Source organism: Saccharopolyspora mangrovi (assembly GCF_035320975.1).
Taxonomy (GTDB): Bacteria; Actinomycetota; Actinomycetes; order Mycobacteriales; family Pseudonocardiaceae; genus Saccharopolyspora; species Saccharopolyspora mangrovi.
Window position 1 is genome coordinate 511,531 of record NZ_JAWLNX010000001.1, and the last position, 11,907, is coordinate 523,437.

Annotated in this window: 11 protein-coding genes; 6 read left to right on the top strand and 5 right to left on the bottom strand. The window is 71.0% G+C overall.

The genetic code is table 11. The annotated features are described in order from the left end of the window. Positions 1 to 169 precede the first annotated feature (169 nt). A complete protein-coding gene (locus R4I43_RS02550; RefSeq protein WP_324263836.1) occupies positions 170 to 1,636 on the bottom strand; it encodes an NCS2 family permease in 1,467 nt (488 codons plus the stop codon). A gap of 63 nt (positions 1,637 to 1,699) precedes the next feature. Here R4I43_RS02550 and R4I43_RS02555 point away from each other — a divergent pair, with 63 nt between their 5' ends. Continuing rightward, positions 1,700 to 2,002: a DUF2530 domain-containing protein gene (locus R4I43_RS02555; protein ID WP_324263837.1), complete on the top strand. Its 303-nt coding sequence runs from the start codon at positions 1,700 to 1,702 to the stop codon at positions 2,000 to 2,002. A gap of 52 nt (positions 2,003 to 2,054) precedes the next feature. Here R4I43_RS02555 and R4I43_RS02560 read toward each other — a convergent pair whose 3' ends face one another. Beyond that, positions 2,055 to 5,033 carry a sacsin N-terminal ATP-binding-like domain-containing protein gene (locus R4I43_RS02560; RefSeq protein WP_324263838.1) on the bottom strand — a complete coding sequence of 993 codons (2,979 nt, stop codon included), beginning with the start codon at positions 5,031 to 5,033 and terminating at the stop codon, positions 2,055 to 2,057. Further along, positions 5,030 to 5,902, bottom strand: coding sequence for a DUF3027 domain-containing protein (locus R4I43_RS02565; RefSeq protein ID WP_324263839.1), 873 nt, complete (start codon positions 5,900 to 5,902; stop codon positions 5,030 to 5,032). Before R4I43_RS02565 ends, R4I43_RS02560 begins: the two co-directional genes overlap by 4 nt. 180 nt (positions 5,903 to 6,082) lie before the next feature. On the opposite strand from R4I43_RS02565, the gene R4I43_RS02570 reads away from it, so the two are divergent. From R4I43_RS02570 to R4I43_RS02580, 3 genes are all read left to right on the top strand, one after another. Further along, on the top strand, positions 6,083 to 6,883 hold the full coding sequence (locus R4I43_RS02570) for a glutaminyl-peptide cyclotransferase (protein ID WP_407691182.1): 801 nt from the start codon (positions 6,083 to 6,085) through the stop codon (positions 6,881 to 6,883). Between the two features lie 176 nt (positions 6,884 to 7,059). Further along, positions 7,060 to 8,706 carry an MFS transporter gene (locus R4I43_RS02575; RefSeq protein ID WP_324263868.1) on the top strand — a complete coding sequence of 549 codons (1,647 nt, stop codon included), beginning with the start codon at positions 7,060 to 7,062 and terminating at the stop codon, positions 8,704 to 8,706. A gap of 9 nt (positions 8,707 to 8,715) precedes the next feature. Next, a complete protein-coding gene (locus tag R4I43_RS02580; protein WP_324263840.1) occupies positions 8,716 to 9,192 on the top strand; it encodes a DUF2771 family protein in 477 nt (158 codons plus the stop codon). Positions 9,193 to 9,228: 36 nt separating this feature from the next. Here R4I43_RS02580 and R4I43_RS02585 read toward each other — a convergent pair whose 3' ends face one another. Then, on the bottom strand, positions 9,229 to 9,624 hold the full coding sequence (locus tag R4I43_RS02585) for a cold-shock protein (protein WP_324263841.1): 396 nt from the start codon (positions 9,622 to 9,624) through the stop codon (positions 9,229 to 9,231). A 236-nt stretch (positions 9,625 to 9,860) separates the two neighbouring features. On the opposite strand from R4I43_RS02585, the gene R4I43_RS02590 reads away from it, so the two are divergent. After that, entirely contained in the window at positions 9,861 to 10,067 is a 207-nt protein-coding gene (locus tag R4I43_RS02590) for a hypothetical protein (protein WP_324263842.1), read from the top strand. Here R4I43_RS02590 and R4I43_RS02595 read toward each other — a convergent pair. Next, positions 10,064 to 10,681: an HAD family hydrolase gene (locus R4I43_RS02595; RefSeq protein WP_324263843.1), complete on the bottom strand. Its 618-nt coding sequence runs from the start codon at positions 10,679 to 10,681 to the stop codon at positions 10,064 to 10,066. The genes R4I43_RS02590 and R4I43_RS02595 overlap by 4 nt on opposite strands. Before the next feature lie 107 nt (positions 10,682 to 10,788). Between R4I43_RS02595 and R4I43_RS02600 the strand changes: the two genes are divergently transcribed. Beyond that, positions 10,789 to 11,751, top strand: coding sequence for a R2-like ligand-binding oxidase (locus R4I43_RS02600; protein ID WP_324263844.1), 963 nt, complete (start codon positions 10,789 to 10,791; stop codon positions 11,749 to 11,751). The last annotated feature ends 156 nt before the right edge of the window (positions 11,752 to 11,907 follow it).

Below are 11,907 nucleotides of genomic sequence, written 5' to 3' on the forward strand. Positions count from 1 at the left end.
CCCAGGACCAGTGGTCGCATACCTTAACCAGCCCCGACCCCGGCAGGGCGCATTTGGGACCAAAGTGACTGGTCAGACCAAGAGGTCTAGGACAATTCCCCTCCTGGGAACGCGAAAAGAGGCACCCGCGTCCAACAATTCCTGGACGCGGGTGCCTCTTCGCGCGAGATCAGATGCCGAGCAGGTCGCTCAACGGGCCGGAGGCGAAGTACAGCACGAAGGCGGCCGCCACGACCCACATCAGCGGGTGCACCTCGCGGGCCTTGCCGGTGGAGGTGCGCAGCAGCACGTAGCTGACGAACCCGGCGCCGATGCCGTTGGCGATCGAGTACGTGAACGGCATGACCGCGATGGTCAGGAAAGCCGGCAGCGCGACGGTGAAGTCCGACAGGTCGATCTGCCGGATCTGCGCCAGCATCATCGCACCCACCACGACCAGCGCGGGAGCGGCGGCCTCCACCGGAACCACCTGGTAGAGCGGGGTCAGGAACATCGCGGCCAGGAACAGCACACCGGTGACCACGTTGGCCAGACCCGTGCGGGCGCCCTCGGCGATGCCCGAGGCCGACTCCACGAAGACGGTGTTGGAGCTCGCCGAACCGGCACCACCGGCGACCGCGCCCAGGCCCTCGACGGCCAGCGCCTTGCCGATGCCGGGGAGGTTCCCGTCCTCGTCGGTGAGGTTGGCTTCCTTGCCGAGGCCGGTCATCGTGCCCATCGCGTCGAAGAAGTTGGCCAGCACCAGCGTGAACACCAGCATCGCGGCGGCCAGCGCGGGCAGCCGGGTGAAGGCGCCGAAGGAGATGTCACCGACCAGCGACAGGTCCGGCAGGCCGGCGATCTGCTCCGGCAGCGCCGGGTAGCCCAGGTTCCAGCCGGTCGGACCGGAGTCGCTGGAGGAACCGGCGTGGAAGACCGACTCGACGATGATCGACAGGATCGTGGTGACCACGACGCTGATCAGGATTCCGCCGCGCACCTTGCGGGCGACCATGATCGAGGTCAGCACCAGGCCGAAGACGAACACCGCGGTCGGCCAGGAGCCGATCGAGCCGTCGATGCCCAGGCCGACCGGGACGGTCGTGTCCGCGGAATCCGGCAGGCGCCGCACGAAACCGGCGTCGACCAGGCCGACGAAGGTGATGAACAGGCCGATGCCGACCGCGATCGCGGCCTTGAGATCGGCCGGCACCGCGTTGAACACGGCGGTGCGGAACCCGGTGGCGACCAGGATCAGGATCACGATGCCGTCGACGACGACCAGGCCCATCGCCTCGGGCCAGGTCATCTGCGGCGCGATCGTCACCGCCAGCAGGGTGTTGATGCCCAGGCCGGTGGCGATGGCGAAGGGGTAGTTGGCGATCAGTCCGAACAGGATCGTCATCACACCCGCGACCAGCGCGGTGGCCGCTGCCACCTGCGGGATCGGCAGGATGTTGCCCAGCACGTCGTGCTTGGCACCGGCGTCGGTCGGCGAAGCACTGCCGAGGATCAGCGGGTTGAGCACGATGATGTAGGCGACGGTCACGAAGGTGACCAGCCCACCTCGAAGTTCTCGGCCCACGCTGGATCCGCGCTCACTGATCTTGAAGTAGCGGTCCAGCAGCGAAGTCTTGCTCTCGGTTCTCTCCACCATTCGAACTTTCCAATCACGGTGGCCTGCGCGCGGGCCGTTGTTACCGGGAGTAGCCTGCCTGACGTGGCACAAGACGGCGAACGCACCCCCTCCGACGCAGCTGCTCACCGATCGGTCCCCCCGCTGCCCCGCAGGCTCGCGGACCCGACGCCGGTGGTGCTGTTCGGCACGGCGCTGTGGTTCGCGGGTGTGGTGGCGTTCGGCTGGCGCGACCTCGCCGACGGCACCTTCGACATCCAGTTCTTCAGCTGCATCGCCGGAACGACGCTCGGGATCATCGGCTACGGCGTCTTCCGCTGGCAGCGCAGCGCCGCCCGCCGGGGTTCCCGAGGCTCCTGGCAAGGCCTCTCCGGCCTCGACACCTGACCCCTAGCGGGGGACGGAACCGCTTCTCGCGGCCCCTCACCGGCGAGCAGGACTAGCGCAGCAGGGTCGTGGCTTCCGGGTCCGCCAGCAGGGCCGCGAGGGCGAAGCGGTGGGGCCAAGCGCCCGTGGCCCACGCCAGCGCTCTGGCGAGACCGTCCGGGGTGCGCTCGGAGTGGACCTTGCCGGTGGGCTCGACCCACCAGTGGACCTGGTGATCACCCGTCGAGGCCTGGACGCGCAGCTTGTCGTGGAGCGCGATCTCCCCGTCCGGGACCTCGATGCCCAGCAGCTCGCAGCTCGAGGAGACCCTGGCGACCTCCGACCAGCGCTGGCTGCGCCCCGGATCCGGGACGCGCAGCGTGTTCTCCTCCGACGCCAGCGGCAGGTCCAGGAGTTCTGCGAGCGCTTCGGCGTCGAACTGCTCCGGGCTGCCACCGGCGATGACCAGCGGAGCCTCCAGAACGCCGAGCATCCACGGCTCGTCGAGCACGACCGCCCGCGCAGTGCTGACCACCGCGCCGGACACCGATCGCACCATCTCCGGCGGGTCCATCTCGGACGGATCGACCACTCCTGCCGCCACCGCCTCACCCAGCACCTGGTGGGCGCGCAGGGCCGTTCCCGCGCGGATCGCGCGGTCCGGGTCACCGAGGCGCTCCAGCAGGTCCTCGGCGTCCTCGCCGTCGTCGATGCGCAGCTCGGCGCGAACACCGGCCAGCCGCAGCGCCTCCCCGTCGAGCTCGACGTCCGGCACCGGGTCGTAGAGGCCTGTCAGCTCTTCGGCACCGGGCAGCCGCCAGTGCCGCGGCGGGTGACCTTCGATCAGCGCGGCGCGGGCGATCCACCAGGCCGAGTAGCCGTGCGGTTCGCGCAGCGCGCGCAACGTCTCCGGGTCCCGGGTGAGCAGGCTGATCGCGGCGGGCCACGCGTCGTCGGCAACCAGGTCGAGGTCGCGGATGCCGACGAACCTCGCGGGCGGCCACTCCTCGGGCCGGTCGGCCTCCTGCTCGGCCCACCACTGCCGCGCGTCCGGGAACCGCTCGTCGGGCTCCACCGGGTCGTCCTCGACGTGCACGCCGAAACCGTCCAGGACGCCGATCGAGGTCAGCAGCTCGGTGGGCCAGCGCTGGGCGACCTCGGCGTCGAGCACCGACAGCGGGGCGCCCTCGCCGAGGTGCTCGGTGTCGATGACCGACAGCAGGGCGGCCTCGGGCAGCAGCAGTTCGTCCGCGCGGCGGAAGTCTCCCTCGTCGTCGGGCAGAGCCAGCGCGCCCAACCAGCCGCGCGGTCGGGACTCCTCGACCAGTCGCAGCACCGCATCCGCCAGCGGTCGCACGTCGACGCCCGCCAAGGCGTCGGAAACGCTGCTGCGCACGGCTTCCGCCAGCGGCGGCGCGTCGAGCAGCTCGGCCGGTCCGGCCGGGTGCGCGCCGAGCTTCTCCAGCAGCGGGTGGGTGGCATCGGGATGCGCGATGCGCAGCCCGGAGATGTCCAGCGTGGACAGCAGCGCGGCCGGGTCGAGGTCGCTGTCCGGGTGGCTGAGCAGCACGTCCCGCACGCCGCTGACGGTGCGGCCGTCGGCCAGCGGAACCGGTAGCGCGGTGAACTCCTCGCGGGCTTGCGGGTCGGCCTCCTCCACCGGCGCCAAGGCGCTGTAGAGCCGGTACCACCAGCTGGGTTCGCGGCTCAGCCCGGTCACCGCCTCGACGATCTCGGCGGCACCGAGCCTGCGGACCTCCAGGGCGTGCAGCGAACGGCGGTGGCGGGCGTCGGAGAACTCCGGGGCCAGCAGATCGGGCACCACGTCGTCGAGCAGTTCCACCAGCTCCGGCGAGAAGTGCTCCAGCGCGCGGGCTTCCAGCGGCGCGACCGGCTTGTCCCCCGCCCCGGGCAACCAGGCCGAGACCCGCAACCGGTCGTTGACCTCCTGGCGCAGCTTGTCGTCCACATCGGACAGCGGGAACCCGGGCAGCGGCACCAGCGCGGTGCGGTGCTCGCCGGGCAGCTTGTCGACCAGCGCCGGGTAGCACTCGGCGGCGAAGGTCAGCACCTCGTCGGTCGCTGGCGACGCCGCCGCGCGGCGCCGGTCGGCCTCGACCGGAACGCTCGCCAGCAACCGGGCCGGCAACGACAGCCGTTCCTCGGTCGGGGTCGGGGTGTGCAGCACGTCCTCGGCCAGCGGGATCGGCGTGCCCTCGGAATCCAGCGGCACCGCCCACGTGACCTGCCAGTGCGCCGCCGAGCGGCTCTCCGCGCCCAGTCCGGCCAGCACCGAGTGGCTCAGCGCGCCCGACGCGCGGTGCACCAGCCAGCGGTCGCTGCGCACCGGCCCGTGCACCACGACGCGGTCGATGTCCTCGTCGACCCGCCGCCAGGTCTGGCGGCCGATCCTGATCTCGCTCAGCGCGGGCAGCGCCAGCAGCAGCCCGGGGGCCTGGTCGGCGCAGGAGTCCAGCAGCCCGGCGGCGTCCACTTCGGAGCGCAGCGGCAGCCGGACCTCTGTGGTGAAGCCCTCCGGCGGAGTCCCGTCGACCTCCCACGGCAGCCGCAGCACCGGCACCGCGCCTTCGCGGCGGGCCAGCTCCTCCGCGGGACCGGACAGCTGCGCGGCGGCCTGCCGGGTGCGCTGCGCGGAGAACGCCACACCGCCCGACGTCGACAGCACGCTGGGTTCCTCCGACACCGAGAGCACGGCGGCGAAACCGACGCCGAAGCGGCCGACCGAGGCGCCTTCGCGCTTGGCCGACGCGCGCAGCGAGGCCAGCCCGGCCACGCCCTCGGCGGTCAGCGGGGAACCGGTGTTGGCCACCCGCAGCTCGTCGTCGACGAGCTCGACGCTGAGCACGCCGTCGGAACCGGCGGCGTCGGCGGCGTTCTGGGCGAGCTCGACCAGCAGCCGATCGCGGTAGCCGCCGAGGCGCAGGTCCTCTTCGGCGTTGGCATCCTCCCGGAACCGGGTCGGCGAGGTCTCCCAAGACTGCACCACTGCGCGCCGCAGTCCAACCGCGCCGAAGCGGTCCGGCTCGCTCACCCGCGCTCCGTGCCGCGCGGCTCGAACTCCAGCGTGGCGTCGTCGTAGACGATCTCGGCGACCGGGACCGTGGACGAGACGTCCACGTCGACCTCGGAGTGCGCGCCGCAGCCGAACTCGACGCTGACCACGCGGCCGTCGGCGGGGGCGTACTCGTTGGCGCAGACGCCGAAAGCACCGCCCATCGAACCCGCCAGCTTCAGGAAGAAACCGCAGGTACCGCAGGCTGCCGGAGCGAGCTTGGCGGCATCGGCGCCCGGGCCGAAGTCACCGGCGTGCCAGCGCTCGGCGGCCTCGGAGCGGCCCTCGAAGCTCAGCACCCGTTTGCGGCCGAGGCCGACGTCCTTCGCCACGTCGCCGAACTGCTCGTCGTCGGCGGTCAGGTGGCCGGGAGCCAACCGGGGGTCGTCCGGGCTGGTCGGCAGCAGGTCACCGGCACCGAGGTCGCCGGGCTGGACGCGGTCGCGCCACGGGACCCAGTCCGGGGCCGTCAACGCCGTCGGTCCGGGCAGCAGCACGACCTCGCTGACCGTCACCGGCTCGCCCCGACCGACGCTGGCGACCGTCACGGCCCAGCGCCAGCCGACGTAGCCGGGGTAGTTCGACTCGAAGAAGTGCGTGACCGCGTGCGGCCCCTCGGCCTCGACACCGACGTGCGCGCCGACCGGCGACGTCGTGGAGTCGGAGACATCACCCGTGGTGGTGTCCAGGGTCAGCACCGGCGAGCCGATCGGGTCGCCGCCGGGGCGAGCCTCGTCCTCCGCCGCGGCTCGGGCGACTTCCTCGGCCGCCGCGAGCTCCGGGTTCAACGGCTCGGCCGCAGGCTGCCCGGCATCGTCGTACGGGGCACCCGCGCCTGGGCTGGTCATCGGAGCAGGCATAGGCGTCACATGCTCGATTGTGCCGTACGTGCTCCGCGCCGCAGTCGGCTGTGCCTCCGCCGCGGCGGTCGAACCGCTGATCCGGAGCGGAGCGGCACTCGGAGTGATCGGGCGTGTCAAGCTTTCGGGGTGCGACTTGCTCAGACTGGACGTCTCTTGTGCGCGGTGCTGCTCACCGTCGGACTCGGCGTTGCGTGCACGGCGCAGGTGCCAGCGCAGCACGACGGCCAGGGCGACCGCGAGCAAACCGATCAGGGCGTAGGGCACGCGGGAAGCCTGCCACACCTTCGAATCGAGGTGATCAACGTGCTCCCGCACGACCGCTCCTCGTTCACTCAGGGCCTGGAAATCGCCGGCGGCACCCTCTACGAAGGCACCGGCCTGCGCGGCTCCTCGCTGCTGCGCGCCGCCGATCCGGCCAGCGGCGCGGGGCGGCACGAGGTGCGGCTGCCTGCCGAGTTCTTCGGTGAGGGGATCACCGTCACGGGTGACCGTATCTGGCAGCTCACCTGGCAGGAAGGGGTTGCGTTCGAGCGCGACCGCGCGAGCCTGCGCGAGCTGCGCCGAGTGGAGTACCCGGGCGAGGGCTGGGGGTTGTGCTTCGACGGGCGGCGGCTGGTGATGAGCGACGGCAGCGACCGGCTGACCTTCCGCGATCCGGTGACGTTCGCGCCGCTCGGCGAGGTCGAGGTGACGCGCGAGGGCTCGTCGGTCGACGAGCTCAACGAGCTGGAGTGCGCCGGTGGCCAGGTGTGGGCGAACGTGTGGGGCAGCGACGAGATCGTGCGGATCGATCCGACGAACGGGCAGGTCACGGCCGTCGTGGACGCCGAAGGCCTGCTGCCGCCGGAGCAGCGGGCGGGGGCGGACGTGCTCAACGGCATCGCGGCCGTGCCCGGGACCGACGAGTTCCTGATCACCGGGAAGAACTGGCCGTCGATGTTCCGGGTGCGCTTCGTGCCCGCATGAGCTGAAGACCGCTCGGCGGAGTGATCTCTGCCTCTATTTTGTCGCCTGATCGTGTCCAGCTGTATTTCTCGGCGGGGTTTCCGCCTCCTTGTTCGTGAGGGCGTTGCGAAGCGGGCCCGGATCGGACTTCGACGCGGGCCGGACTCGGCGAGAGGAGGTGGGGCAGGATGGCGGACATGGGGACGCGGGGACGTGACCAGCAGTCGGACGAGCCGCAGGGCCGTCCGGGCTGGGGCGCCGGGCAGCGCGGAAAGCGCGGTTGGTACGCCGATCAGCAGCGGTCCGGGCAGCGGTTCGAGCCGCCGCCTAGCGACGCCGACCAGCGGCGCTATCCCTGGCAGGACGATCCCGACTACGAGCGCACGCGCGGCGGAACGGGCCCCTTGCCGCCGCTGCCCGAGGACCACCCCGGCGCACCGGAGGCCGAGGAGCCCGAGCCCGAGCAGCCGCGGGGGACGACGCCGCCGAAGAAGCTGACGGTCACCCGGGTCGCCGCGTGGCGCAGCCGGGACCTGACCCAGCGGATGATCCGGCTGTTCTTCTCGCTGGCGCACGCCGACGGCGCCGACCGCTCCGGGCTGGCCAAGTTCACCTACGCGTGGATGGGCAACTACGCGGTCGACGCGGCGATGGCGGTCGCGCTGGCCAACACGCTGTTCTTCTCGGCCGCCACGGCCGAGAGCAAGGACAAGGTCGCGCTGTACCTGCTGATCACGGTCGCGCCGTTCGCGGTGATCGCGCCGGTGATCGGCCCGGCCCTGGACCGGCTGCAGCAGGGCAGGCGGCTGGCGCTGGCCGCGTCCTTCGCGGTGCGCGTCGTGCTGGCCGCGGTGATGGCGCTGAACTTCAACAGCTGGCTGCTCTACCCGGCCGCGCTGGGCTGCATGGTGCTGTCGAAGTCCTTCGGCGTGCTCAAGGCGGCGATGACGCCACGGGTGCTGCCGAACCAGATCACGCTGACCAAAGCCAACTCGCGGCTCACCGCGTTCGGGCTGGCGGCCGGTGGCGTCTTCGGCGCGATCGCGTCCGGTTTCGCCTGGCTGTGGGGTTCCGAAGGGGCCTTGTGGTTCATGGCCGCGATGGCCGCGGGCGGGGTGTGGTTGTGCCTGCGCATCCCGGGCTGGGTGGAGAGCACCGAGGGCGAGGTCCAGACCTCCATCGGCGATCCGGGGCGCTCGCGCAAGGTGCCGCTGAGCGACCACGTCGTGGTGGCCCTGTGGGGCAACGGCGGGATCCGGGTGCTCACCGGGTTCCTGACGCTGTTCGCCGCGTTCGTGATCAAGCACGACACCCAGCACGAACCCGCCATGCAGCTGGTCCTGCTGGGCCTGGTCGGCGGTGCTGCCGGGGTCGGCAGCTTCCTGGGCAACGGCTTCGGATCGCGGATGACCTTCGAGAAGCCGGACCGGCTGATCATCAGCTGCCTGGGCGCGGCCCTTGTGGTGGCGACCTGCGCCGCGGTGCTGGCCGGGCTGCCGCTCGCGGTGATCGTCGGGCTGGTGGGCGCGACGGCCTCGGCGCTGGCCAAGGTGTGCCTGGACGCGGTGATCCAGCGGGACATGCCGGAGGCCTCGCGCGCCTCGGCGTTCGGCCGCTCCGAAACGATCCTGCAGCTGAGCTGGGTCTTCGGCGGGGCGCTGGGCGTGCTGCTGCCACCGGTGTACTGGATCGGGTTCGTGGTGGTCGCCGCGCTGCTGGCGCTGGTGCTGGCGCAGACGATCCTGCGCGGGCGCGGTGCCACGCTGGTGCCGACGATTCCGCTCCGACCACGCAGGCGTTCGGCGAGCGCACCGGCCACCGCCCGTCCGGGTACCGGGTCGTAGGCTCTGGCCGTGCATCGTGGACTGAAGCCGCTGCTGGTGGTGGCCGCCGTCGGGCTCGCCGCCGGCTGCTCCTCCCCCAGCCAACCGCAGGTGACCTTCTACTCGCACGGCGACTCAGCGGCGGTCGATCCCGCCCAGTACTGCGACCCGACGGGTCAGCAGTGCTCGCCGCCGAACCAGGAGGCGGTGGGAGAGCTGCGGATGGTCGGCCGCGACCCGCTGCAGATCTCGGTGCCGAGCGAGATCTCCAGCGCACCGTGGCAGGTCGTGTTCCTCTACCGCGGCCTCAACGGCCAGGAGCTGGACGGCCGCAGCCCGGTGTTCACCCCGGACTCGCGCCACTCCTACACGCTGCAGCTGCCGCCGGACGGCGCCCGCATCGAGCACGTCGAGGTCCAGCAGTTCTCCGCGGTCCTCACCCAGGGCGCTGACGGCGGGGTCGACTTCGGAATCGGCGGCAGCTGGGTCCTCAACGTCAAGCAGTGAGGCCGGTACGCCGGGGAGGCCCCGGCGCACCTCCGCTCAGTTGCCGCCCGGGTCGAGTTCCCGGGCGACGGCACGAACGACCTCGCCGATGCGCTTGGCGGTCTTGCGGTCGGGGTAGCGGCCTCGCGCCAGGTCGGGCTGAACCTTCAGCTCGAGGAGCTTGATCATGTCCTCGACCATGCCGTGCAACTCGTCGGCGGGGCGTCGGCGCGCCTCGGTGACCGAGGGCAGCGGGTCCAGTAACTTGACCTTCAACGCCTGCGGGCCGCGTCGGCCCTGCGCCATGTCGAAGTCGACGCGCTGGCCGGTCTTGAGCGCATCCACACCAGATGGCAACGCGGAGGAACGCACGTACACGTCCTCCCCACCATCCTGGGTCAGGAAGCCGAAGCCCTTGTCCGAGTCGAACCACTTGACCCTGCCGGTCGGCACTGTCCTCACCGTTCCCTGTCGAATGCGCTGACCCGTCGCCGGGTCCCGATCTCCCTGCCGTTCCCGCCATGTCGCGGCAAACGCCCGATCACGACGAAAGCGCCCCGTTAACGCCACGCAGGTGCGCGCGCCGGGACGCGTCCCTCCAAGCGTACCGCGACGGTGGACGAAATCACTCATCCTTATCGACCAAGACCGGTTGCGGGGCCTGGTGGTGCTGTGAATACGCTGCTCACATGGCGAGCAGCTCCTCAAGGTCCACAGTGCTTCCGGTCGCGATGGCGATGTTCGGCATCGGGCTGCTCGCCATCCTGGTGATCTTCGGGCTCTTCGCCACCGGCCACCAGGACCTGCCGGCGTGGATCAGCGTCGTCGCGCTGCTGTGCCCGGCCGGGCTGATCTTCGGCGTGATCGCGACCGTGGTGCGCGCCCGCCGGCGCTAGACCTGGGTCGCCAGCCAGGCCGGGAACTCGGTGAGGTCGTTCAGCGCCACATCCGCACCGGCCTCGCTGAGCTCGGCCGCCGAGTAGGGGCCGGTCGCCACGCCCACAGCGGTCGCTCCGGCGGTGTGACCTCCGACGATGTCGCCGAAGTGATCGCCGACGTAGATGCTCGCGCCTTCCTCCAGCAGCACGTCGCCCTTGCCCGCGCCGAACACGCCCCCGGCGAGCCGGTCGACGCTCCAGCCCAGGGCCTTGAGGTGCAGGGCCGCGTTGGGCTCGTACTTGCCGGTGACCACGAGCGTTCGGCCACCGGCGGCGCGCACGGCCTCCAGGGCTTCGGCGGCACCCGGCAGCGCGGCCGTCTCGTCGATGACCACGGTCGGGTAGATCGAGCGAAAGTGGGCGGCCAGCCGCTTCACCATCGGCTCGTCGAAGTCGTAGCCGCGCAGCACGTCCTCCAGCGGCGGCCCGAGGTGGGCGGCGAAGTGCTGCCCGTCGAGCTCGGTGCCGAACTCCTCGTTGAGGGCGTCGAAGGCGCGGACCATGCCGGGCCGCGGGTCGATCAGGGTCATGTCCAGGTCGAATCCGACCGTGAGTGCGCTGCGCTCGTCCATCGCCCTCAGCCTACGGATGCGGACGTCGCGAGCTTGACTCGAAACTGTCCAGTACCGAAACTGGCAGGAGTAACGCACTTCACACCACGGCGAGCCGGAGTTGTTCAATGACGAGCACGCACCCCGCCCAACGCGAGAGCTTCCACTCCCTGCGAGCGCACGGCCTGAACTGGGAATCGCTGCCGTTGCGCCTGTTCAGCAAGGGCAACGCGAAGTTCTGGAACCCCGCCGACATCGACTTCAGCCAGGACGCCGAGGACTGGCAGCGCCTCACCGACGACGAGAAGCGCGGCGTGGCCGGGTTGTGCGCGCAGTTCATCGCAGGCGAGGAAGCCGTCACCCAGGACCTCCAGCCGTTCATGGCCGCGATGGCCGCCGAAGGGCGCTTCGGCGATGAGATGTACCTCACCCAGTTCTGCTTCGAGGAGGCCAAGCACACCCAGGTGTTCCGCCTCTGGATGGACGCCGTCGGGCTCACCGAGGACCTCCACGAGTACGTCGCCGAGAACCCCGGCTACCGGGAGATCTTCTACAAGGCGCTGCCCGAGACGCTGCAGGCGCTGCACACCGACCCGAGCCCGGAGAACCAGGTCCGCGCCTCGGTCACCTACAACCACGTGGTGGAAGGGACCCTCGCGCTCACCGGCTACTTCGCCTGGCACAAGATCTGCGTCAGCCGCGGCATCCTGCCCGGCATGCAGCAGGTCATCAAGCGCATCGGCGACGACGAGCGCAGGCACATGGCGTGGGGCACCTTCACCTGCCGCAGGCACGTGGCCGCCGACGAGAGCAACTGGGCGGTGGTCGAGGACCAGATGGCCCGGCTGCTGCCGCACGCCATCGCCCAGGTCCAGTGGAAGCCCGCGGACGCTCCGGAGGAGCTGCCCTTCGAGCTCGACAAGGAGGAGCTCACCGCCTACGCCTCGGACCGCGCGACCCGGCGTCTCGGCGCGATCTCCAGCGCCCGCGGCATGCCGCTCGCCCAGATCGACGTCGACGCCGAACCCGAAGCCCTCGAAGACCGCTTCGGCGCCGAAGACGCAGCGGAGCTGGACAAACTTCGCTCCTGATGCAGGTGGGGAAGTTCCAGTCGGGATTTCCCCACCCTCGGGGGTCAGAGGTCGAGGAGTTCGCGGGCTCGTTCTCGCATCTCGACCTTGCGGACCTTGCCGGTGACCGTCATCGGGAACTCCTCGACCACGTGCACGTAACGCGGGATCTTGTAG